At 68.4% G+C, this 22,061-nt stretch carries 20 protein-coding genes and 2 pseudogenes; 14 read left to right on the top strand and 8 right to left on the bottom strand.

Going from position 1 to position 22,061, the window contains the following annotated elements; genetic code table 11:
• Positions 1-17: 17 nt before the first annotated feature.
• The 4 genes from QQM39_RS28710 to QQM39_RS28695 form a co-directional block, all read right to left on the bottom strand.
• Positions 18-875, bottom strand: a complete 858-nt coding sequence (locus QQM39_RS28710; protein ID WP_302000451.1) for a fumarylacetoacetate hydrolase family protein — start codon at positions 873-875, stop codon at positions 18-20.
• A gap of 142 nt (positions 876-1,017) precedes the next feature.
• Positions 1,018-1,731: a YidC/Oxa1 family membrane protein insertase gene (locus QQM39_RS28705; RefSeq protein WP_302000450.1), complete on the bottom strand. Its 714-nt coding sequence runs from the start codon at positions 1,729-1,731 to the stop codon at positions 1,018-1,020.
• Positions 1,732-1,839: 108 nt separating this feature from the next.
• Positions 1,840-2,151: a DUF6412 domain-containing protein gene (locus tag QQM39_RS28700; RefSeq protein ID WP_302000449.1), complete on the bottom strand. Its 312-nt coding sequence runs from the start codon at positions 2,149-2,151 to the stop codon at positions 1,840-1,842.
• Complete coding sequence (locus QQM39_RS28695; protein ID WP_302000448.1) at positions 2,148-3,011, bottom strand: class E sortase; 864 nt, start codon at positions 3,009-3,011, stop codon at positions 2,148-2,150. Before QQM39_RS28695 ends, QQM39_RS28700 begins: the two co-directional genes overlap by 4 nt.
• A gap of 251 nt (positions 3,012-3,262) precedes the next feature.
• Here QQM39_RS28695 and QQM39_RS28690 point away from each other — a divergent pair, with 251 nt between their 5' ends.
• From QQM39_RS28690 to QQM39_RS28680, 3 genes and pseudogenes are all read left to right on the top strand, one after another.
• Complete coding sequence (locus QQM39_RS28690; RefSeq protein ID WP_302000447.1) at positions 3,263-4,735, top strand: glycoside hydrolase; 1,473 nt, start codon at positions 3,263-3,265, stop codon at positions 4,733-4,735.
• Positions 4,736-4,745: 10 nt separating this feature from the next.
• Positions 4,746-5,159: a hypothetical protein gene (locus tag QQM39_RS28685; protein WP_302000446.1), complete on the top strand. Its 414-nt coding sequence runs from the start codon at positions 4,746-4,748 to the stop codon at positions 5,157-5,159.
• Positions 5,160-5,252: 93 nt separating this feature from the next.
• Positions 5,253-6,274 (top strand): annotated as a pseudogene (locus QQM39_RS28680) (SEC-C domain-containing protein).
• A 498-nt stretch (positions 6,275-6,772) separates the two neighbouring features.
• Here QQM39_RS28680 and QQM39_RS28675 read toward each other — a convergent pair.
• Positions 6,773-7,849 (bottom strand): YDG/SRA domain-containing protein, encoded by a 1,077-nt coding sequence (locus QQM39_RS28675; protein WP_302000445.1) that lies wholly within the window; start codon positions 7,847-7,849, stop codon positions 6,773-6,775.
• A gap of 118 nt (positions 7,850-7,967) precedes the next feature.
• Between QQM39_RS28675 and QQM39_RS28670 the strand changes: the two genes are divergently transcribed.
• Complete coding sequence (locus QQM39_RS28670) at positions 7,968-11,129, top strand: DEAD/DEAH box helicase (RefSeq protein WP_302000444.1); 3,162 nt, start codon at positions 7,968-7,970, stop codon at positions 11,127-11,129.
• 4 nt (positions 11,130-11,133) lie between these two features.
• Here QQM39_RS28670 and QQM39_RS28665 read toward each other — a convergent pair whose 3' ends face one another.
• Complete coding sequence (locus QQM39_RS28665) at positions 11,134-11,778, bottom strand: ATP-binding protein (RefSeq protein ID WP_302000443.1); 645 nt, start codon at positions 11,776-11,778, stop codon at positions 11,134-11,136.
• A gap of 224 nt (positions 11,779-12,002) precedes the next feature.
• On the opposite strand from QQM39_RS28665, the gene QQM39_RS28660 reads away from it, so the two are divergent.
• From QQM39_RS28660 to QQM39_RS28645, 4 genes are all read left to right on the top strand, one after another.
• Complete coding sequence (locus QQM39_RS28660; RefSeq protein WP_302000442.1) at positions 12,003-12,851, top strand: helix-turn-helix transcriptional regulator; 849 nt, start codon at positions 12,003-12,005, stop codon at positions 12,849-12,851.
• 32 nt (positions 12,852-12,883) lie between these two features.
• Positions 12,884-13,066 carry a DUF397 domain-containing protein gene (locus tag QQM39_RS28655; protein ID WP_367669704.1) on the top strand — a complete coding sequence of 61 codons (183 nt, stop codon included), beginning with the start codon at positions 12,884-12,886 and terminating at the stop codon, positions 13,064-13,066.
• An 80-nt stretch (positions 13,067-13,146) separates the two neighbouring features.
• Entirely contained in the window at positions 13,147-13,443 is a 297-nt protein-coding gene (locus QQM39_RS28650; RefSeq protein WP_302000440.1) for a DUF6247 family protein, read from the top strand.
• Entirely contained in the window at positions 13,440-13,727 is a 288-nt protein-coding gene (locus QQM39_RS28645; RefSeq protein ID WP_302000439.1) for a hypothetical protein, read from the top strand. The genes QQM39_RS28650 and QQM39_RS28645 overlap by 4 nt, the downstream gene beginning before the upstream one ends.
• A 139-nt stretch (positions 13,728-13,866) precedes the next feature.
• Here QQM39_RS28645 and QQM39_RS28640 read toward each other — a convergent pair.
• Positions 13,867-14,001, bottom strand: a pseudogene (locus tag QQM39_RS28640) (aldo/keto reductase); the annotation flags it as partial.
• A 113-nt stretch (positions 14,002-14,114) separates the two neighbouring features.
• Between QQM39_RS28640 and QQM39_RS28635 the strand changes: the two are divergent.
• The 5 genes from QQM39_RS28635 to QQM39_RS28615 all read left to right on the top strand — a co-directional run bounded on the left by QQM39_RS28635 (position 14,115) and on the right by QQM39_RS28615 (position 19,588).
• Positions 14,115-14,453, top strand: coding sequence for a Scr1 family TA system antitoxin-like transcriptional regulator (locus QQM39_RS28635; protein WP_302000438.1), 339 nt, complete (start codon positions 14,115-14,117; stop codon positions 14,451-14,453).
• Between the two features lie 102 nt (positions 14,454-14,555).
• Complete coding sequence (locus QQM39_RS28630; RefSeq protein ID WP_302000437.1) at positions 14,556-15,311, top strand: hypothetical protein; 756 nt, start codon at positions 14,556-14,558, stop codon at positions 15,309-15,311.
• Positions 15,312-15,931: 620 nt separating this feature from the next.
• Positions 15,932-17,530, top strand: coding sequence for an ABC transporter substrate-binding protein (locus tag QQM39_RS28625; protein WP_302000436.1), 1,599 nt, complete (start codon positions 15,932-15,934; stop codon positions 17,528-17,530).
• Positions 17,531-17,536: 6 nt separating this feature from the next.
• Positions 17,537-19,285 (top strand): ABC transporter permease subunit, encoded by a 1,749-nt coding sequence (locus QQM39_RS28620; protein WP_302000435.1) that lies wholly within the window; start codon positions 17,537-17,539, stop codon positions 19,283-19,285.
• Positions 19,286-19,381: 96 nt separating this feature from the next.
• Complete coding sequence (locus QQM39_RS28615; protein ID WP_302000434.1) at positions 19,382-19,588, top strand: hypothetical protein; 207 nt, start codon at positions 19,382-19,384, stop codon at positions 19,586-19,588.
• Positions 19,589-19,681: 93 nt separating this feature from the next.
• On the opposite strand, the gene QQM39_RS28610 is transcribed toward QQM39_RS28615, so the two are convergent.
• Entirely contained in the window at positions 19,682-21,403 is a 1,722-nt protein-coding gene (locus tag QQM39_RS28610) for a sigma-70 family RNA polymerase sigma factor (RefSeq protein ID WP_302000433.1), read from the bottom strand.
• Between the two features lie 242 nt (positions 21,404-21,645).
• Between QQM39_RS28610 and QQM39_RS28605 the strand changes: the two genes are divergently transcribed.
• On the top strand, positions 21,646-22,059 hold the full coding sequence (locus tag QQM39_RS28605) for an SsgA family sporulation/cell division regulator (protein WP_302000432.1): 414 nt from the start codon (positions 21,646-21,648) through the stop codon (positions 22,057-22,059).
• The last annotated feature ends 2 nt before the right edge of the window (positions 22,060-22,061 follow it).

Raw genomic sequence — 22,061 nt, 5'->3', positions numbered from 1 at the left:
CCGCAGCTCCCCGCCCCTCAGGCATCCTTGAATTCCTGCCGCTGCCGACCGAGCCCCTCGATCTCCAGCTCGACAACGTCCCCGGCCCGCAGGAACGGCTTCGGCTCGGGCTCCCCCAGGGCAACCCCCGCCGGCGTACCCGTGTTGATGACGTCACCGGGGTAGAGGGTCATGAACTGGCTGACATACCGCACGACTTCCGCCACCGGGAAGATCTGCTCGGCCGTCGTCCCGTCCTGCTTCAGCTCACCGTTGACCCACAGCTTCAGCGAGAGGTTCTGCGGGTCCGGCACCTCGTCCGAGGTCACCAGCCACGGCCCCAGCGGGTTGAACGTCTCGCAGTTCTTCCCCTTGTCCCAGGTCCCGCCCCGCTCGATCTGGAACTCCCGCTCGGACACGTCGTGCGCCACCGCGTACCCGGCGACATGCGCGAGCGCCTCCTCGGCCGACTCCAGATACCGGGCCGTACGCCCGATGACGACCGCGAGCTCGACCTCCCAGTCGGTCTTCGTCGACCGGCGAGGCACCAGCACGGTGTCGTTCGGGCCCACGACCGTGTCCGCGGCCTTGAAGAAGATGACCGGCTCGGCGGGCGGCTCGGCGCCGGTCTCGCGGGCGTGGTCGTGGTAGTTCAGGCCGATGCACACGATCTTGCCGATACGGGCCAGCGGCGGTCCGACCCGCAGCCCGGTCGCGTCCAGCGCGGGCAGCTCACCGGCGTCCGCGGCGGCGCGGATCCGGCCGAGCGCGGCGTCGTCGGCGAGCAGCGGTCCGTCGACGTCCGGCACGACGCCCGACAGGTCCCGCAGGGTCCCCTCGGCGTCGAGCAGCGCAGGGCGCTCCGCTCCAGCCGTACCGACTCGCAGCAGCTTCATGATCACAATCTCCCTCGATCGCGGGCCGCCCGCCGATGTGTGCAGCCATCGGAGGACTGGTCGATCCTCCAAGGTCGACGGCCATCCCGCAATACCTGGTTCACGTACTGGACCGTAGGTGCCCTCGGGACCGTGAACCGGGTCAGCGATAGAGCACAGCCCGCTCCACCGCGCTCCAGGTCGTGCTGGTCACCACGTACAGCGCGGCCGCCAGCGGCACCACCGCCACGGTGAAGAGCGTGAAGAAGGACATGAACGGCATGACCTTGCTCACGGCCCCCATCCCCGGCACCGGCTCACCGTCGACCACCGGCACCGCCGGATTCACGGCCATCATCCGCTTCGTACGGCGGTAGTTGAACGCGGCGACGCAGGCGACGACCACGAACAACCCGACGTACACGAGCCCCGCTCCCCCGAACGCCCCGCCGTCGCCGAGCGCGTCCTTCCAGTGGCCGCCGAGGGGCGCGGCGAACAGCTGGTGCGTGAGCAGTTCGTTCGCCTGCCCGCCGATCGTCGTGTTCGAGAACAGGTGGTAGAGCAGGAAGAACGCGGGCAGCTGGAACAGGCTCGGCAGGCAGCCGGACAGCGGCGACACCTTTTCCTCGGCGTGCAGTTCGAGTACGGCCTTCTGCAGTTTCTCGGGGTTCTTCGCGTGCTTCTTCCGCAGCTCGGCGATCTTCGGCTGCAGTTCGGTACGGGCCTGCTGCCCGCGCGCCGCCGCACGGGACAGGGGGTGGACGAGGAGCCGTACGAACGCGGTGAACAGGACGATCGCGGCGGCGGCCGCGGTCGCGCCGAACAGCGGGTGGAGCAGGTCGGCGAGTTGCTGAACAAGGTCGGCGAAAACGGACATGGGTGAGCCCTCCGAGGGTCTCGTCGTGCCGGAGTGATGAGCGAAATGCCGGGATACGGCATGGCGGCATGACGACCCGCGTGGGGTCACCCGTGGTGTCGGTGGGCCCTACGCGACGGTCGCCGGGAGGGCGTGCCCGGGCGCCCGGGGCCGTGGCCGACCCGAGGCGTCGGGGTCGCGTTGCGGCAGGAACGCCGTACGGCGGGCCCGGTCGCGGATGGCCGTACGCACCCGGGTGGGCGGCACGGCGGGCGCGGCGCGCGAGGCGAGGAGGGAGCAGACGGCGAACGCGGAACCGGCGGCGGCGGTCGCGGCGAGCGCGACGGTCGCGGAGAGGCTGCCGGTGTCGAGCAGCACGATCTCGAGGAAGAGGAGCAGCAGCACGGCGGCGGGACGCGGATTCGCGCACTTCCGCGTCATCGGTGCCCCTCCCCTCGTACGGCTCGTTCATCGCGCACGACTGGTTCCGCGCGCACGGTGCTCGTCCTGATGTTACCGGGGCCGCATGGAGACGAGCTTCCCCACACCACCAGCCGGTACTTCGACGTGTACTCCGGTGTGCAGGTGGTGAGGGTGAGGTAGTAGCCGGGGTCGTCGTAGCCGTGGCCGGGCCGGACGGTGGAGCGCGGGATCGGCCGGATCACGCTGCCGTCATGGGCGGCGGTCCACGGCAGCGTCTTGTCGACGGCGTACGTGTACGTCGCGCTGCTCGTCTCGACCCGCACGGTGTCCTTGGGCGCGAGCCGGTTGATGTACCGGAAGGGCTCGCCGTGGGTGTTGCGGTGCCCGGCGAGGGCGAAGTTGCCGGCCTGGCCCGGCTGTTGGGTGCCGGGGTAGTGGCCGACGTAGCCCTTGTTGAGGACGCCGCTCTTGCCGACGCCCTCGGCGACGGGGACGCGGAGGTGGAGGCGGGGGATGGTGAGGATGGCGTAGGCCTGGGACCAGTCGGGCGCCGGGGCGGGGTCGGCGGCGGACCAGTGTCGGCTGCCGCCGGACTGCTCGGGCGAGCCGGTGGACGCCGGCGCGGGCGGGGTCGTAGCCGACGGTACGGCCGCCGCACCGGAGTCGCCGCCTCCCCCGTCCCAGGCCCGCTCCAGTGCCCTGACCTCCCGCTCGGCGCCCGCCCTGGCCTCCCGGTTGGTCCACCACACCTGATGGACGACCAGCAGCAGGAGCACCACCCCGACGGTGACGAGAACCTCCCCACCGCCCCACACCACGCGCCGCCGACGCGCACGCCGCCGAAGACCGCTGTGCCGCACGACGCGAACCCGCACCATCCGAGAGCCTCCTCCACCGGGGCCGCCCGCACGATAGGGGCTGGGGCGAAAGGTCTCCAGACCCGTGCGCGGCCGGTTCGCGCAAGGTGGGTGTCCGGTACCCCGAACACTTCCTCCACAGGTTTGAGAAAGGGCTGTTGGAACCCTCGACAACCTCACCCGTCACACCCGATGCTTCCTGTCGGCATCAGCGGGACAGGCCACGACGCCGGTTCGACGACGACCGGCCGTTGAGCGAAAGCGGAGAAGTCATGATCCGACGCAGAACTCTGCTGGCGGCGACAGGCGGCGCATTCCTCGGGAGCGCCCTGGCGACGGGCACCGCACACGCGGACGCGACGATCGCCGTCAACCCCGGCACGTCGTACGGCACCTGGGAGGGCTGGGGCACGTCCCTGGCCTGGTGGGCCAACGTCTTCGGCGGCCGGAACGACTTCGCCGACCTCTTCTTCACCACCAACTCGGTGACGTACAACGGCACGACACTGCCCGGCCTCGGCCTCAACATCGCCCGCTACAACCTCGGCGCGTGCAGCTGGAACACCGTGAACGGCGAGGCGATGGTCGAGTCGCCCAACATCCCCGGCTTCAAGCAGATCGAGGGCTTCTGGCAGGACTGGAACAACGAGGACCCCACCTCCTCCGCCTGGGACTGGACGGCCGACGCCAACCAGCGCGCGATGCTGCAGAAGGCGACGCAGCGCGGCGCGACGACCGAGCTCTTCGCCAACTCCCCGATGTGGTGGATGTGTTCCAACCACAACCCCTCCGGCGCGGCGGGCGGCGGCAACAACCTCCAGACCTGGAACTACCGCCAGCACGCCTCCCACCTGGCGGCGACCGCGCTGTACGCCAAGAACAACTGGGGCGTGAACTTCGCGACGGTCGACCCCTTCAACGAGCCGGCCTCCACCTGGTGGACCGCCACCGGCACCCAGGAGGGCTGCCACATGGACCCGGCGGTCCAGGCGGCCGTACTCCCGTACATGCGCAGCGAGTTGGACAAGCGAGGCCTGACGGGCATCCGCATCGCGGCGTCGGACGAGACGAACTACGACACGGCCCGCTCGACGTGGTCGTCCTTCAACTCCGCCACCAAGGCCCTGGTCAGCCAGGTCAACGCGCACGGCTACCAGGGCTCGGGCGGCCGCCGCGACCTGCTCTACACGGACGTCGTCACGACCTCCGGCAAGAAACTCTGGAACTCGGAAACAGGCGACAGCGACGGCACGGGCCTGACCCTGGCCTCCAACCTCTGCTACGACTTCCGCTGGCTGCACCCGACCGCGTGGTGCTACTGGCAGGTCATGGACCCGTCGACGGGCTGGGCGACGATCGCGTACGACGCGAACACCTTGCAGCCGACGACCATCCAGACGAAGTACTACGTGATGGCCCAGTTCAGCCGCCACATCCGCCCCGGGATGCGCATCCTCGACACGGGCGTGAGCTACGCGGCGGCGGCGTACGACGCGTCGGCGCGCCGCCTGGTGATCGTCGCGGTGAACACGTCGACGGCGGCCCAGACTCTCACTTTCGACCTGTCCCGCTTCACGACGGTCTCCGGCGGCTCGGGCGGCCTGGTCCCGCGCTGGAACACGGTGACGACGGGCGGAGACCAGTACCGGGCGTACTCGAACACGACTCTGAGCGGGAAGTCGGTGGCGGTGCCGTTCGCGGCGAAGGCGGTGCAGACGTTGCAGATCGACGGGGTGGTCATCTGACGCGACGGGTGTGACGCGACCGGTCGTAGAAGTGAACGCCGACGACGAGGACGAGCGCGGGCGCCGGCACGGCCTGCTCCGGCACGGCCTGCTGGCGCCCGCCCTGGCGAACCTGGCCCTCGGCGTGCCCGCGATCCTCCCGCTCTACCTGACGTACTGGCTGTGGACCGAGTACGCGCCGCTGAGCTGCGACGCCTTCGCGACCCGGCCGGACATGTCGAACTGCGACTACCACACGCTCGATCACGCACCCGTGATGATGTTCCTGCTCGCACTGACCGGGGCCCTGCTGCTGATCCTGCTGCTGGCGGTGGACGTCCTGGGCCCCCGCGCCCGCGGCGACGCCCGTCCGGGCAGATGGCTGGCCATGGCGACGCTGATCCCGGTCCCGTTCCTGGTGCTGCTGTGCCTGGCGAAAGCGTGACCGAGGTCGGCGCCGCCTCGACCAGGCAATATCTGCACCCTGTTCCCCCCTCCGTTCTCCGCACCGCCATCCCTGGGCAGTACCGTGTCCCCCATGCGCCCCGACACGCCTGCCGAAAACGTCGACCACACCGCCGAAGCGGCACGCCTGGAACGAACCGCCGGCCTCTACCCCGAGGACGCCGAAGCCCTGCTCCTCCAGGCCGCGGCCCACCTGGAACTGTCCGGCGACCGCCCCGCCGCGACCGCGCTCTACGACCGCCTGCTGTCCTCGCCGACCGGCCTGGAGAACCCCCACCTGGTACGAGCCCTCAAGGCATCGAACCTCTGGGAGTACGGCCACGAGGCGGAGGCGAGAGCGATCATCGAGGGCGTCCGAGCGGCCTCCCCCGGGACCCGGCCCCGTGGGTGATCGTCGCGGAGGCCCTGGAGTCGCACGACGAGCTGGAGCAGGCGCAGGAGACGTTCACGGAGGGAGCCCGCCTGCTCCTCACGGACGTACCGGAGCCCCCGTACTCCACGCATCCGCTGATGTTCGGCCGCCATCGCGTACGCCGCATGCTGGGCCTGGCCCACGACGAGTGGGACACCCTGGCGGACACCCTCCACTCGATGCCGATCTCCCTGGACGAACTCCACGACCCGAAGCGCGTCTGGTCCCTCGGCTCGGAGAACCCGGCGGAACTGGAGGCGGAGATCTCCCGGCTACGAGCGGAACTGGGCGCGTACCGGGAGGCGCTGTCCCGCCCCTTCCCTGTAGCGGTACTGCACTGGACGGCGGATGAGCTGGCGGAGCTGGTGGCCGCGTATCCGTCGCTGGCGGTGGAGTACCCCTCTCACGGGGAGCACCTGACGACGATAGAGGCCTCGCTCCGGGAGCTGTCCTCCTCCGGCACCCCGAACCTGGGGATCGTGACAGGGACGGTTCCTTCGTACGAGGCCTTCGCCGCCTCGGAGGGCGCCTCACCGGAGGACACGACCCTGCTGCCGCAGTACGCGACGACGCTGGCGGCGCGCGGGCGGGCCGTGGCTTGGCCGCCGCAGCGGGGGGCTGGGTGTTGGTGTGGGTCGGGACAGGCTTACGGAGGATGCCACGGGGCGGAGTCGCAGGTCTGACGCCCCAACCGGCCTCCTGATGACTCAACGCCGCCGCGGCCTGGACTCACACCCCTCTCACACCCCTGGGCCCCCTGCGCATACCGCTGAGCGGAGGCGGCTCGACGCCGCCCCCCGATGCACGCGCTGGGGCTGTCGCGCGTAGGCCGCGCGGTCCTCACTCGCGATAGACGGGTGGGGCGTTGGCTGGCAGGCCATGCAGCCAACCCCACCGCAACCAACCTGGGCCACCCACCTTTCCGGGCGCCCGCTCGCTTCTCCCCCGTGCTGGAGCGGGCCGGGTCAAGGGTGGCCCGGAGGGCCATCGGTGCAGCCGACGCGGAACGCAGCGCAGCGGAGTGAAGCGCCCTTGACGCGACCCGCGGAAGCACGACACTGCCCAGAGAAGCGGGCGGCCCCAACGGTACGGGGGAACTCCGTCCGGCACGCTGAACGGAGGCGGGCTGTGACTTGGCCGCCTTGCAGCGGCCGCGGCTGCGGCCTCACTCCATGCTGGGGTCAAGCTTTCCCTTGCCACCGCTGGCGGTGATAGCGGATGTAGTCCAGGTGGATCTTGTGCTTCCGATGCCTCTTGAGTTTTGGCCGAACGTTTCCGCCAAGCGCTCCCGCGCGCACCACGATCGACCAATCGTCCTCAATGACGATGGCCCCAATATCGAGCCGCACATGGCAGTTCGGGCACAGGCACAGGACGTTCGGTTCCACATCCGGGCCTCGATGCGGCTTACCGAGTGGACGGATGTGTGCACCCTCGCTGTAGGGCTTCTCATCCGGACCCAGCAGACGCAGGCTACACACCTGACATTCTCCGTCGTAGAGCGCCTTCACGTTCCTTATCACTGCAGCGTCGCGCACCAGACGCTGCACTCGCGCAGAACGCGTCTCAGGGAATTTCTCCTCCCGTAGGAGCTCTTCCTCCGCCCCCTCTTCGAGCTCATCCTCCAGGGGCTCCAGCTCTTCTGGCTGCAACTCTTCCTGCCGCTCCAGCAGGTCAGAGATCTGACGTTCCACCGAGGTCGGATCTTGGAGTTTGTCAGGGAGACGCTTCAGGTCAAACTGGCAGATCTCGATAGGCGTGCCATCTGGTGCGGGCGACTTCGATATCGCCGTACGGATCTCCGTGATCTCGTACAGACCGTCGTACCTGTAGCAATCAATTGGAGAGTACCGCGGGTCACCCTTCCAACCACGAATGATCCGAATAGGGTGCCCTCTCTCATAGCTCCGCTTCAGAGCTGCATTGTCTTGGTATGACCATGATTGACTGGCTAGGAGCTTTGTAACCCCATTCGCCTTGTACTTGTCGGCATCGCGCGAGGCGCCCGTGTACCGAACCCAGGTCCAGTGGTCCTCATCGTCTTCGTATCCGCCGTGCAGGACGATGGCGTCAGCGACATCGCTACCGTCGTCCGGGTCCGCAAGCCAAGAGATCCCCCTCTGATTGTCTCCATGCAGCTTGGCCCGCTGCAGGGGTATCCGGCGGTGGTACTCCGCACCTGGGGCGATGCCTTCTATGTGACCGATCCTTCGCTCTCCCATAGCGGCATACTGGATCCTATTGATCACTTCTGTCACTTCAGAATCGATAGTTGATCGACTCACCCACCTCTGATCGCCTCCAACCCAGAGGACTTGCCAGTGACGTCTGTTACAACTGGGCGTGGTGGCAAGAGAGCGATCGAGGTGGCCCAGCGTGACCCAGCCAGGGGATCTGTCACAGCCTGTCGCGGGCGTGTATGAGGAGCTCATCACACTGCGATGTGAGCAGAAGTTGAAGGAGCTCTCAGACCTCGGTTGGCATCCCATCAGTGACTCGGTTGGAGCTGAATCAGTTCCTCACGTCCTGGCGAGGCACGTCGCACGGACAGTAAGGCGCGTGCTGTTGGGCCTCCCAACCGACGAGCGGGTATACGCGGCCAACCACATCCTGGAGTCCGTCAGCACCCTCGAAGGTGCCCAGGAGTGGGTGGACCTGGTGGCCGACGGCCCTCGCCAACTCCTTGCGCTGACACGGCAGGAGGCTCCCGGAGTCTTCGCCGTACGCCCAGGTATCCCGCTCTCCGACACAGCTCTCATCACCAACTCACCGGAAGACCCCAGCCTGGGCTTCGAGTTGCGTGCCGAACTCGCCACCGCTGACCGTGTCGATCTGCTCTGCGCCTTTGTGAAGTGGCACGGACTGCGCATCATCGAGCAGTCCTTGACAGCAGCTCGTGAACGCCACGTGCCGATACGTGTCATCACCACTACATATATCGGCGCAACCGAACGGCGCGCGCTAGATCGGTTGGTGCAGGAGTTCAACGCCGAGGTCAAGGTCAACTACGAGACTCGGTCAACGCGACTGCACGCAAAGGCGTGGCTGTTCCGTCGTGAGAGCGGCTACGACACGGCGTACGTCGGTAGTTCCAACCTTTCTAAGGCTGCACTACTCGATGGCTTGGAGTGGAACGTCCGGCTGTCCTCCATCGCGACGCCCGACGTGCTGCGGAAGTTCGAGGCAACCTTCGAGGCGTACTGGAGTGACCCGTCTTTCGAGTTGTACGACCCGGAGGCTGACGGCAGCCGCCTGCAGGAAGCGCTGGCGATCGCGGGAGGCACCTCCTCAACCGCCGCGGCAGAGCGCAGAATCACGCTGTCCGGTCTTGAGGTACGACCGTATCCGCATCAGCGCGACATGCTGGAGCGGCTGGAAGTCGAGCGTGAGGTTCATGACCGGCACCGGAATCTGCTGGTGGCAGCAACGGGAACCGGCAAGACGGTGATGGCTGCGCTCGACTACAAGCAGTTGCGTAAGAAGCATGGCCGAGACCTGCGGCTGCTGTTCGTGGCCCACCGCAAGGAGATCTTGCAGCAGTCCCTGCGGACGTACCAAGACGTCTTGGTAGACCCGAACTTCGGCGAATCGCTCCACAGCGGAGAGATCCCGGAACGCTGGACGCATGTCTTCGCCAGTGTCCAGTCGCTGAACGCGCGGGCGTTGGATCGACTCGCCCCTGATCACTTCGATGTGATTGTGATCGACGAGTTCCACCACGGAACCTCACCGACGTATCGGAAGATCCTCGACCACTTCGAGCCGTTGGAACTAGTGGGCCTGACCGCCACGCCCGAGCGTATGGACGGCAAGAACATCCAGGACGAGTTCTTCGGTGGTCGGATCGCGGCTGAAATGCGACTGTGGGAGGCCCTGGAGAACGAACTCCTCAGCCCATTCCACTACTTCGGCATCAGCGACAACACCGACCTGAGCACTGTGGAGTGGAAGCGAGGAACGTACGATGCAAACGCCCTGAGCGATGCGTTGTCCGGGAACACGACGCGTGCGCTGTTGGTGGTGAAGGCTGTCAAGGAGAAGATCGCCGAGCCGGACAGCATGCGGGCGCTGGGCTTTTGCGTCTCGGTGAGTCACGCCCACTTCATGGCGGATACCTTCCGCACAGCCGGCCTCAACGCCGTTGCTCTGTCTGGCAAGACGCCAGCCGACCAACGTAAGCAGGCACTCGCTGACCTCAAGTCGGGAGCGCTACAGGTCATCTTCTCGGTCGACCTCTTCAACGAGGGCCTAGACATCCCAGACGTCGACACCTTGCTCCTGCTGCGCCCCACCTCCAGCGCGACCGTATTCCTTCAGCAGCTTGGCCGTGGTCTCCGCCGTACCGAGGACAAGGCCGTGCTGACCGTGCTGGACTTCATCGGCCAACACCGTAAGGAGTTCCGCTTCGAGAACCAGTTCCGCGCTCTGACGAACCTGACCCGCAAGAGGCTCCTGGACCACATTGAGCATGACTTTCCGCAGCTTCCGTCCGGCTGCGAGATCATCCTTGAGGAAAAGGCCAAGAAAATCATTATCGCCAATGTCAAGGAACAAATCGGGGTCAACGTCACGGCATTGGCGCGCGAGGTAGCCGATTACGCAGAGCCCCAGCTCGACCGCTATCTCCATGAGAGTGGGCGTGACGTCAGGGAGCTCTACAAAGGCAGTGGCAACTCATGGACTGGGCTGCTTCGCCGTTCTGGCCTGTTGAAGGGTGGGGCGCCGGAAGGTGAAGCTGCGCTACTCAAGCGCGTCCCCGCCTTCCTCCACGTAGATGACCCTCTGCGGGTAGCGGCGTACACGCGCATGCTGGAAGACGACGCACCTCCCTACAGCGAGCTCGACGAGCAGGATCAGGCCTACGCCCGCATGCTCTTCTTCCAGCTGTGGCCCCTGGGTGGCATCACCCGCAAGGGCTTCGCGACATATAACGCTGGGTTCGCGATTCTCCGCAAGCAGCACGCCTTCCGCAGCGAGCTGCGCCAGGTGCTGGCGTACAACCTCGCCCACACCGAGCATGTTCCGATCCCACTGCGAGGAATCGGTGGTCCCAGCGGCCTCCCTCTGACGGTGCACGCCTCGTACAGCCGCGAGGAAATCCTCCCCGCCCTTGGCCAGTCCTCCATCGGCGGCTTCATGCCGGGGGACTTCCGCGAGGGCGTGAAATGGTGTGCGTCAATCAAAACCGATGCTCTCCTCATCACGCTCGAGAAGGACGAGAAGGACTTCTCCCCACAGACCCGCTATCACGACTACGCTCAGAGCGAGACCATCTTCCACTGGGAGTCCCAGAACCAGACCTCAGCCACTTCCCCCACCGGCCTGCGCTACCAGCATCACGCCGGCGAAGGAAGCCACGTCCTGCTGTTCGTACGCCGCTACAAATCCACGGATATCGGCGGAGCCCAGCCGTGGATGTTGCTCGGCCCGGCCGAGTACAAAGGACACACGGGCAGTAAGCCAATGGCGATCACCTGGGAGCTGAAGCACGAGATCCCAGCGGATGTCTGGACGTACTCGGCCATCACAGCCGGGTGACGTCTCACATGACGTCGGCCGTGACGCTTACTTCAGCCTCGTAGTGGGTCTGAGCGCGGTCGAGCACTTCATCCGGGTCGCAGCCATGCGCCCGAAGCCAGTGAAGAAAGTCTGTGATTACGTCGATCACCGCCTCCACGGCCATGGCGGCACTTAGCCTGTTCGGACTCGACGCGCGGGGCAGCTTCGCCTCCAAGTAGAGGTCAAGCAACGCCTCGGCCCGCATCACGCCCGGCGTTCTGACATGGCCGTTCGTGGAGGTCAGCCCGGTCGCCAGCTCGCACCAGGTGACCTTCCGGTCGGGGTAGAGCTGGACACCCCAGCGATCGGCGAGGGCGTCGACGAGAGCCATGCCGCGCCCACCCTCGGAGTCGAGAGTTGCGTCGATGAGGGTGGGGAGGGCACGGGTGTCGGGGTCGTGGACTTCGATACGCAGGTATGTGCCGTTCATGGAGACCGCGAGCATGGCCGGAGTGCCGTAGCCGACATGCGTGATGACGTTGGACACGAGTTCGCTCACGCAGAGTTGGGCCCCGTCGGTGACATCGTGCAATCCCCAGAGCCCCAGGTGCAGCCGCATGATGCGGCGCAGGGCGGCTACTTCCTCGGGTTCAGCCGTGAAGTCCAGGCCCCACGACTTTCGTGACATACACGCTTCCTGAATCACAAGACCCCTCTCATAGCGTGCCGATTCCGCCAGTCCCGGATGGTCAGCGGAGGGCCACAAGCGCTCACGGTGAGTCGCGTTGCTGGCAAGCGTGCCGGAGCGCATCCCGTCGTGCAATGTGCACAACGGGATTCCCACTTCTGAGTGATTGGCAAGCACGCCCCTTGGCGCGAGACTGAACTCCCGCTACCAGGAAGAGGGTTGGGATGGCCGGTTCACCGACGGCAAGACGTCGTCGTCTCTCGATCGAGCTGAAGAAGCTCCGCGAGAAGAGCGCGCTCACCTGCGCCCAGGTCGGCGAGGCTCTGGACTGGAGCGGATCCAAGGTCAACCGCATGGAGACCGGCAGCGGCCGCGTACAGCCGTCCGACATCGACGCCCTGTGCCGGTTCTACGGAACCAGCGACGAACTGCGTGAGTTTCTCAAGTCACTTGCCCGGCAGGCCAAGACACGCGGTTGGTGGCAGGTGCACGGGGCCGGCGTGCCCGAGTGGTTCAACATCTACATCGGGCTGGAGCAGGACGCCTCGACCATCCGCCAGTACCAGTGCGAGTTGATTCCCGGCCTCATGCAGATCGACGCTTATGCGCGCGAGCTCCACACGACCGGCGCACACATGTCTGCCGAGGACATCGACAGGGCCGTACGTGTACGCATGGAACGCCAAACCATGCTGACGCGATCTGACGCGCCGGATGCCTGGTTCGTCGTGAACGAAGGCGCTCTTCGCCACGTGATCGGAGACCGGGCGATCATGCGAGAGCAGCTCGAACGTGTCCTGGAAGCCGCCGCTTTGCCCACCGTGATCCTCCAGGTCCTGCCCTTCGATGCAGGCACGTATCCGGTCACAGGCTCATTCACCATGTTGGGCTTCCCTGCCCAGGAAGACCCGGACATCGTGTACCGGGACGGCATCACCGACGCCGTGTACCTGGAAGGCGAACATCATGTTCGTGAGTACACCAAGGCGTTCGACGGCCTGCGAGCCGCAGCCCTGAGTCCTCAACGCTCCATCCAATTGATCAAGACAGTGCTGAAGGAATACGCAAGTTGAGCATTGCAGCCGCCGATGTCAGCCACGCTCCGGTGTGGTTCAGGTCGTCGTACAGCAACGGTGCCGGAGGAGAGTGCGTCGAGTGCGCGCTGGCCGCGAACGACGCCTTCGTGCGCGATTCGAAGTGTGAGACGGGGCCCGTCATCACTCTTAGTAGCGGCGCGTGGCGCGCCTTCCTGGGTGGTGTTCTGGAGCACGGACGCTTGGCACAGTGACGAGGGAGTTTCTACCGCGGCACTCGTTCCGCTGTAGGACACTCGTCCATAGGACAGCGGAGAGCAAGGAGCTGACGATCGTGAGCGCACAGTACGAGGAGACGCCCCGGCCAGCGGCACTGCCGTTGAAGACCATCGGCGACATTCGAGCGGCTCTTCGGTCCGGACACGGCTTTCCGGGCGACCGGGAGTCCTTTGAAGCAGATCTGCAGCGTGCACTGGAGGCTTCGTCGGAGACGGACCTCAACGCTGTCGCCACGGTGATCGTCGACTACCGAGGCAGGATCCGGCTCTACCAGGATCCCGACTTCGACATCGCCGTGCAGGAGGGTATCGACCTCGGGGCACGGTTGAAGCAGGAGGCACAGGGCCGGTGAGCGGCGTGATCGCGGCCGTGACGGTGCGGGCGGCAGATCGAGCGAAAGCTCTCGGAGCCGAGCAGGCGCTGGAGACACTCCGGCAGGAACTGGAACAGGTGCCCAGGCTCGGGGTCCTGCTCGGGCCTCCCCGTCAGGACGGCACCGAAGTCCGCAAGACGAAGATCGAGCCCCGGGGCGGAGTGCCAGGGCTGGCAGTGGCGTACGTGTATACACCGGCACCGCCGCCTCCCACTGTGGCCATCGTCGCGGTTACACCTGACGACGGCCTTCCCGCTGAGTAATTCCTCCCCTCGTCTACCGATCCCAATGGCCTCCACGCCAGCGAGAGCCCGGCACGGAAGGCGTCCATGGCCTCCATAACGCCCGTGCAGCTCATCAAGCTGAGCCTGGCTGAAGTCCCCCGCTGTTACGGTCGGGTAAGCCCACCTTTGTGGAGAGCGTGAACTCCGGCAACAGATTGCCGGCTGTCCGCGCCAGCACCTCATGGGAGCGGAAGCCGAGATAGTTGGTGCTGGTGTCGATCGCTGTGACGCCGACGTCCAGTGCTCCGGTCAGGAGACGGCGTTCGTGACGAGACCGGTGTAGCCCGAGGACAACTCGGGGGTCAGCGCCGCGCATATCTCCTCCCTCACCAAGATCTCGGCTACGTCGGTGAGCATCACTACGACGTGATCCTCGGCGAACAGGCCCTGTACACGAACATCGGCGGGCCGGTCGTGATGCGTGGACAGATGGAGCGTCTCCTCCGCGGCATCGACCTGTCCTCTCTCACGCTCGGCGGGCTTCCCACCACCGCCGAGGTAGGCGTGGTCCCCATGCCCGGCTTCAACATGCACGGCGACGACCGGGCCCACTACGAACTCGTCTCCACCGGGGTGGACATCACCGACCCGGACGAACTTGCCCTCTACGACAAGGCGTTCAACGCCCTGAGTAATGCCGCGCGTTATGGGGACGCCGCGAAAGAGCTGATCAGCAAGGCCCTGGCCTTCTGGAGCACCGCATGACGGCGTCGTAGGGGCAGCCGCCACCGAAGGCGACCAAAGTCGCAGCCGCCGTAGACCATCGGCCGACGACAGCACGTGCGGCTGCCCTTCAGACTCGGCGGTGTGGAGCCGGAGATCAGACGCGTAGGGGCGGGGGACATGAGGGACACGGGGGATCTTTCGAAGAAGGGCGGGGCGGTGGACGGCGACGTCACCGTGATCGCTGAGTCGGCCTGGCTTCTCGCGCTCTTCTGTGTGGGGTGCGGGGCCGGGATCGGCTGGCTGGTGACCGTTCTCGCGAGGTGGCTCGTGACGTTGCGCTGGGCGCCGTTCAAGGGGCCGGCCGAGTTGCTGACCTCTGTTCCGGAGCCGTGGCTGAGCGTGGGAGGCGTCGCGGTGGGGGCGCTGCTGGGGCTGGTGGTCGGGTTTGTCGCGGTGCATGAGTCGCTGGCGGTCAGCGTCTCTCGCAGTCGCGTCGCTCTTGGCATCAGGGATGCGTCGCAGGAGTTCGAGGGCGATGAGATCGGGCTGGTGGCGCGGGACGGCAAGCAGCTCGTGTTGCTCGGGGCGGACGGCATGGAGCTTGCTCGGGAGGATTGCCGGCTGCCCTGGCAGCGGCTTGCCGGTGCCTTCACCGAGCACGGTTATCGCTGGGCTGATGAGGATCCGTACCGGGAGGAGTTCCGGCGCTGGGTTCCCGGGACGCCCGGTCTGCCCGAGGGAGCGGACGCGCTGTTGCAGGCTCGTGCCGCGGCGCGGAAGAAGGGGGAGGAAGATGCCGATGACGCCCGGGAGCTGCGTAGGGAGCTGCTGAGGCTGGGGGTTGTCGTACGGGACGAGAAGAAGAGGCAGTACTGGCGTATGCCTCAACTGCCCTGACGTCGGGACTCTCTCAGCCGGTGGCGGCGATCGGTCCGGTCGATTCGCCCCAAGTCGAACGCAATGGCCAGGTCTTTCCGTGCCGCCCCACTCCGGTGGGGCCGGACGGGAGCAGCCCACCGAGGCATCTCCCGGATCCGCGTTCACCGGAACCAACCGGAAGGACCGACACGCTTTCCCTACGCACACACCGCGCCCGCACACACCGCGCCCGCGCCCTCGGCGCCCTGGCAACGCTCGTTCTCGGCGGCGTCCTGCCGGAGCGCACTCCGCGTCCGCCGCGCCGCCGCGCCGCCGTGCAACGCCGGGGAGATCTGCCTCTTCCATCTACTGAAACCCGGCGGAATTCGGCAAGGTCGCCATCGGTGACTACTCCGCGGCCTGCAAGGCCGACGACAGGTTCGGCAGTCGTATCCACGCTCTGAACGAGTACGGCCACTGCCGGCCTTAGCCCCGCCGTCACGTGCGCTGTGGTGCGCTGTGGTGCGGTGTGGTGTGGGGCTTGAGTGGGGTCTCGTCTCAGTGGTTGAGGATTCATCAACCCGGTGAAGAGTTGGTAAGGCTTGCCTTATAGGCTGACGCGGCCCCGCCGACGCAGCACGAAACAGGACCCTGCCACCATGCGAACCATCCGCACCACCACCGGCACCACCCGCGCCACCATCGGAACCAACCGCTCAGCCAGCGGCGCCCCCCGCACCACCCCCCGAAGGCTCATCGCGGCGCTCGCGCTCACCCCCCTGCTCACCGGCTGCTTCGTATCTTCGAGCGAAGGCGGCTCGGACGCGGAAGGCGCCGCAGGATCGAGCGGGCGGCTGCGGGTCGCTCTCGCCGTGCCGCCCGTGCAGGCGCTGTCGCCGTACAGCAACGACGCCACCGTGCTGAGCAAGCTCTCCGTGGCCGAAGGTCTCACCGCGCTGGACGAGGACGGGGCCGCCGCGCCCGCGCTGGCGAAGTCCTGGAAGCGGGAGAATGCCACCACCTGGACCTTCGAGCTGCGAAAGGCCACCTTCCAGGACGGCACGGACGTCACCGCCGAGTCCGTGGTCAACGCGCTCGGCAAGGCGGGCGCCGCCGAGACCAAGCCCCGTGTCCTCAGCGACGTGACGCTGACCGCCAAGGCCGAGGACGCCGACACCGTCACCATCAGTACCAAGGCCGCCGACCCCGTGCTGCCGCTGCGGCTCGCCAGTCCCGCGCTGGGCATCCTGTCCCCCGAGGCGTACGCGAAGGACGGCACCGTCAGCCCGGTCGGTACCGGTAGCGGTCCCTTCGAGATCACGAAGCTCACCGGGAAGAGCAAGGCCACGCTCGACCGCTTCGACGGGTACTGGGGCGGCAAGGCCAAGGCGCCCGGCATCGACGTGACCTGGATCGCCGACGGCACCGCCCGCGCCAACGCCCTGCGCGGCGGCGACGTCGACATCGCGGAGTGGATCCCCACCGCCCAGGCGGGGTTGCTGGACGCGGACACCCGGCATGAGGTGCCCTCCGTGCGGACCGACAGTCTCGTTCTCAACACCGGCAGCGGCATCTTCACCGACGCGTCCCTGCGCGCGGCCGCCCGTGCGGCCGTGGACGGTTCCGCGCTCGTCAAGTCTGTCTTCGGTGGGTACGCCGATCCCGCGCAGGGGCTCTTCGGGCCTGCCGTCTCCTGGGCGGCCGAGAACCGGGTGGCGGTGAGCGGGAGGGCCTCGGCCGCGGCCTCCGCCGACGTCAAGGCGAAGACCAAGGGGAAGACGCTGCGGCTGGCCACCTACACCAACCGCGCCGAACTGCCCGAGGCCGCGACCGTCCTGCAACAGCAGCTGGAGAAGGCCGGGTTCACGGTGAAGCAGGACGTACGCGAGTACACGCAGATGGAGGCCGACCTCCTCGCGGGCAAGTACGACGCGCTCGTCTTCTCCCGGGTGACGCTCCTCGACACCGGCGACGCGGTCGCCTACCTCGCCAGCGACTACATGAGCGACGGCGTCTACAACATCGCGGGACTGAAGGACGCGGCTGTCGACAAGGCCGTCGAGGCGGCGGGCGAGGAAGGCGACACCGAGCAGCGCCGGGCGAAGATCATGCGGGCCGAGGCGGAGATCCTGCGCACGGACGCCGTCGTGCCGCTGGTCCACGAGAAGGTCGTGCAGGGCATCGGCACCGATGTCGAGGGCGTGCTCCTCGACCCGCGTGAGCGGTCCCTGGTCGATGCCGACACGCACCTGAAGTAGGCGGGCATGGCGACGGCTGGTGCCGACACCCATCCCGCTCCGTGGCGTACGGTCGCCGGCCGCGTCGTGGCCGGGGCCGCGCTGCTGGCGGCCGTCGCCCTGCTGCCCTGGCTGTCCGGGACCGATCCCGCGCTGACGGTCCTGCGGGCCCGCTCCGCCGACCAGGACCCGACGCCGGCGCAACTGGCCGCCGTACGGGAGCAACTGGGTCTGGACCAAGGGCCGTTCACGCATCTCGCGCACTGGCTGGGCGGGCTGCCGCGCGGTGACGCGGGCAGCTCCTGGGTGTCGGGCGAACCGGTTCTGCCGCAGGTGACGACCGCCTTCGCGGTCTCCGTGACGCTGATGCTCGGCGCGTTCGTGGTCACGGTGGCGGTGGCCGCGCTGGTCTGCGGCCGCACCCTGTACCTCGGCTCCCGGCGGCGGCTGCGGCGGGCGCGGGCGGGCACCGGGGCGGCCGTTCTCGCCGCGCTGCCCAAGTTCCTGCTCGCGTCGCTGCTCGCGACGGTGTGCGGGGTGTGGCTGGGCTGGTTCCCGTCCAGCGGGTGGGAGGGGCCGTCGTCGATGGTGCTGCCCGCGCTCGCCCTCGGCGTGCCGTCGGGGGCGATGATCGGCGGTCTCCTCGACCAGTCGCTGCCCGGCGCCTTCCGGGAGCCCTGGGCGCGGACCTGGTACGCCTTCGGCTTCTCGTCCGACGCCATCGCCCGCAACGCCCTGCGCCGCGCCCTCGCCGGTGTGCTTCCGCAGCTTCTGCCGACCGTCGTGGCGCTGGTCGGTGGCGCGGTCGCGGTGGAGAAGATCTTCAACATTCCGGGGCTCGGCCGACTCGCCCTGGACGCCGCCATCGCCCAGGATCTGCCACCGCTGCAGACGGCGACGCTGGCCCTCGTCCTGCTCGGCGTCGTCGCCGGCCTGCTCATCCAGGCCCTGCGGCGCGCGCTCCTCGGCCCCGCCCTGCGGGACGGCGCCCTGACCGCCCCGCCCCCGGCGGCCCTCACGCGACGGCGCTCCACGCGCTGGATCGCCGGGTTCTGTGCCGTCGCACTGCTCGCCCTGGTCGTGGCGGGGCTGTTGCGCGACCCCTTGCGGGTGGACACGGCCGCCCGACTCCTGTCGCCTTCCGCCGCACACCCGTTGGGCACGGACTCGCTCGGCCGTGATCTGCTGGCCCGGCTGGGCCACGGGGCGCTGCGCACGGCGGGCGTGGCCCTCGCGGTGACGGCGGTCGGCGTCCTCGTGGGGTTGCTGCTCGGCAGCGTGGCACGGGCGAGCGCGGGACTGGTGGAGGTCACGTCGACGCTCCCGGCCGTTCTCGCCGGACTGTTGACCACGGCGGTGACCGGGCCGTCGGTGTGGGGTGCCGCGCTCGCGGTGTGCCTGGTCGGCTGGACGCCGTACGCCGCCCAGGCCGCGGCGCTGATCGAAGAGGAACGGGCCAGTGGCCACATGCTCGCGTCGCTGTCGTTCGGCGCCGGGCCGCTGTACCTGCTGCGCCACCACTACCTGCCCGCGGTCCTGCCCGCCGTCCTGCGCAACGCCCTGTTGCGGCTGCCCACCACGGTCCTGGTGCTGGCCTCCCTCGGCTTCCTGGGGCTGGGCGAGCAGCCGCCCACGCCGGAGTGGGGGCGGCTGCTGTCGGAGAACCAGCCGTACTTCGAGCTGGCGCCGTGGACCGTACTCGGGCCGGCGTGCGCGCTCGTCCTGCTCTCCGTGCTCGCCGTGTCGGGTACGGCGTCGGGGCGCGGGCGCGCGTGAGGAGGGCGTGCAGGTTCGGCGTCGAGTGCCGACTGCGGTTCGAGGGACTGCTGTGCCTGCTGAGAGGATTGCGCGGACCGTGAAGGAAGAACGGGGATGAGCATGTTCGAGATCGTCGTCTTGTCCGGCGTGCTCGCGCTCGTCGTCGGAGGGTACGTCTGCGTCGTGTGGGCGGAGCGGGGCGGGCCGCGCTGGGTGCGTGGGGTGGCCGCTGTGACCCTGGGGTTGAGCCGGTTGGTGCGCTGGTTGGGGCGTTCCAGTGGGAGATCGGGATCGAGTTCGAGTTCGAGTTCGGACGACTGAAGGCGTCCCGCCGATCACCGGGCCACGGCGCAGGAAAGCGGGCCGCGCCGACAGGAAGTGGAACCGGTCGGCGCAGCCCGCGTGCAACTCAGGTCAGTTCGCGCAGCCGTTTCCGGGGTCCTCGGGTGTTGGTTGCGGGGCGGGAGCCGGGGCGGGTGTGGGTATGGGGTCGGCCGTCTCCGGCGGGGTGGGGGGCGCCGGGGGCGCCGGGGGCGCCGGCGTGGGCGTGGGTGAGGGTGAGGGGGCCGGCGCCTCCGGCTGCTCGTCCACCGGGGCGGCCGGTGCGGGGGCGGCCGGTGCGGGGGCGGCCGGTGCGGGGGCGGCCGGTGCGGGGGCGGCCGGTGCGGGGGCGGCCGGTGCGGGAGCGGCCGGGTCTTCGATTCCCGGCGTCGGCTCGTTCTGCGGAGGCGTGTCGTTCTGCGGAGGCGTGTCGTTCTGCGGGGGTGCGGGGTCCGCCGGGGGGTCAATCACCGGCCCGGCAGGGGGCGATGCAGGTGCACCGGCAGGAGGCGGTGCGGGCACATCGGCAGGCGGCGGTGGCGCGGGTACGTCGGCAGGCGGCGGCGGTGCGGGCACATCGGCAGGCGGCGGCGCGGGCACATCCCCGCCCGGCAGTTCGGCGTCCGGCTCCGCCTCAGCCACCCCGCCACTCACCGCCGTATCAGAACCAGCGTCAACAGCGACATCGGCGGCCAGAACCCCAACCCCGCCGTCCGTCCCGCGCTGCTCGGCCTGCTTCGTCACCGGCCTCTCCGCCCCGGCGACCGGCCCCTCCGACGGCCGGGCGACGACCGGCGCGTCCGCGCGCGGTACCCGGTCCGGGAGCGGCGTCGGAGACGACGGGTTGCCCGTCCCCAGGGCGAGCATCATCGCGAGGGCCGCGCCCGCGACCGTCGCCCCCGCCGCGATCGCCGTCGGCACCTTCGCGCCGCCCGTGCCGCCGGTCACCGCCTGGCGGGCCGCGTGCAGTGCGGTGCCGGCCTGGCCGCTCAGGGCGGCCGTGGCGCCGGCGGACCCGGCGATGAACGGCAGCAGGAACTTGCCCGCGCCGCCCATGGCGAAGACCAGCAGGGCCGGGCCGACCAGGGCGGGCAGGCGGTCGTTGGCGCGCATGAGTACCGCGAGCCGGCCGCGGCAGTCGGCGCAGGCGTCCACGTGGGCGAGCAGGCGTTCGGACTGGCGGGGCGTCGCGTTGCCGCGGACGTACGCCGGCATGCGCACCCAGTGGACCTCGCACGCGGGGTCGTCGGGGGCGCCGGTCTGGGAGCGGAGGAAGGCCTGACGCATGCCCTCGCGGGCACGGTGCAGGAGTACGGCCGTCGCGCCCTGCTTGGCGCCGATGCGCTGCCCGACCGTCTCCAGCGGCTGGCCCTCCGCCTCCGCCAGCCACAACGCCTGCACCCAGCGCTCGGGCAGTTGGCCCAGTACCCGTACCAACAGGTCCACGGAGGAGATCTGTTCGGCCGGGTCCGCCGTGTCCCCCGCGTGAACGGCGATCTCCGTGCGCTCGGCGGTCCGCGGGTCGTGCGGGGTCTCGCGCGTCTCGCCTACGACGGCCGTCGCCGCCAGGTGCCGGACCGTCGTCATCAGGTACGCCGGCACGTTCTCGATCTCGTGGCCCGCCGACAGCCGGCGCCAGACACGGAAGTGCGCCTCGGCGACCAGGTCCTCGGCGGCCCAGGAGTTGTTGCGGGTGAGCGAGCGGGCGTAGGCGACCAGGCGCGGCTGCTGTTCCTCGTAGATACGGGCGTACGAGGCGGTGGCGGACGCGGGCGGTGACGCCTGGGCGGGCACCTTCGGGGAACCGTCGGACATGGCTGGAACGCTCCGGGTTGCCTGCGGGCTGGTGGGCGCGGACGAGTTTGTCAGCGTAGATGACTTAAAACTCAACTAAATGGTTCACGTGAGTTAGATCACAGGGGCGGGGTTGCGGTTCCGCGTAATCAACGGGCCTGCGACGCGGTCGAGAAGGCGCACAGACATCAACAGCAGACATCAACAGCAGGCATCAACAACAGACACCCGACAACAGACATCGGTAACGGAGACGACCGACCATGCGCCTCGCCCTCGAACAGCCCGTCCGCGCCCGCCTCGTCACCCCCGAGTTCCCGGAGCTTCCGATCCGCCCCACGCTGCGCTACCGCGCCGCCGAACCCTTCGCCGTGCACATCGACTTCCCGGCCCATGTCTCGGCCGACGAGGACGGGGTCACCTGGACGTTCGCCCGCTCGCTGCTGGAGGAGGGACTCGACGGGGCGGCCGGGCTCGGGGACGTACGGATACAGCCGTGCGGCCGGTCCCGCACGGTCGTGGAGTTCCACGCGCCGCACGGCATGGCCGCGATCCGGTTCGGTACGGCTTCTCTGCGACGGTTTCTGCAGCGGTCGTACGCCGTCGTCGAGCCGGGAAGAGAGGATCTCGGGCCGGAACTCGACCATGGCCTGATGTCCCTGCTCGACGGGGTCTGAGC

The organism is Streptomyces sp. DT2A-34, from assembly GCF_030499515.1.
Taxonomy (GTDB): Bacteria; Actinomycetota; Actinomycetes; order Streptomycetales; family Streptomycetaceae; genus Streptomyces.
The sequence above is the reverse complement of the archived record's forward strand: the minus strand, read 5'-3'. Positions and strand labels throughout refer to the sequence as shown.

What these genes read in the sequence shown, in the direction of transcription:
- QQM39_RS28710 (WP_302000451.1), bottom strand. Translation starts at nt 875, where the DNA reads ATGAAGCTGCTGCGAGTCGGTACGGCTGGAGCGGAGCGCCCTGCGCTG.
- QQM39_RS28705 (WP_302000450.1), bottom strand. Translation starts at nt 1,731, where the DNA reads ATGTCCGTTTTCGCCGACCTTGTTCAGCAACTCGCCGACCTGCTCCAC.
- QQM39_RS28700 (WP_302000449.1), bottom strand. Translation starts at nt 2,151, where the DNA reads ATGACGCGGAAGTGCGCGAATCCGCGTCCCGCCGCCGTGCTGCTGCTC.
- QQM39_RS28695 (WP_302000448.1), bottom strand. Translation starts at nt 3,011, where the DNA reads ATGGTGCGGGTTCGCGTCGTGCGGCACAGCGGTCTTCGGCGGCGTGCG.
- QQM39_RS28690 (WP_302000447.1), top strand. Translation starts at nt 3,263, where the DNA reads ATGATCCGACGCAGAACTCTGCTGGCGGCGACAGGCGGCGCATTCCTC.
- QQM39_RS28665 (WP_302000443.1), bottom strand. Translation starts at nt 11,778, where the DNA reads ATGTCACGAAAGTCGTGGGGCCTGGACTTCACGGCTGAACCCGAGGAA.
- QQM39_RS28660 (WP_302000442.1), top strand. Translation starts at nt 12,003, where the DNA reads ATGGCCGGTTCACCGACGGCAAGACGTCGTCGTCTCTCGATCGAGCTG.
- QQM39_RS28625 (WP_302000436.1), top strand. Translation starts at nt 15,932, where the DNA reads ATGCGAACCATCCGCACCACCACCGGCACCACCCGCGCCACCATCGGA.
- QQM39_RS28620 (WP_302000435.1), top strand. Translation starts at nt 17,537, where the DNA reads ATGGCGACGGCTGGTGCCGACACCCATCCCGCTCCGTGGCGTACGGTC.
- QQM39_RS28615 (WP_302000434.1), top strand. Translation starts at nt 19,382, where the DNA reads ATGAGCATGTTCGAGATCGTCGTCTTGTCCGGCGTGCTCGCGCTCGTC.
- QQM39_RS28610 (WP_302000433.1), bottom strand. Translation starts at nt 21,403, where the DNA reads ATGTCCGACGGTTCCCCGAAGGTGCCCGCCCAGGCGTCACCGCCCGCG.
- QQM39_RS28605 (WP_302000432.1), top strand. Translation starts at nt 21,646, where the DNA reads ATGCGCCTCGCCCTCGAACAGCCCGTCCGCGCCCGCCTCGTCACCCCC.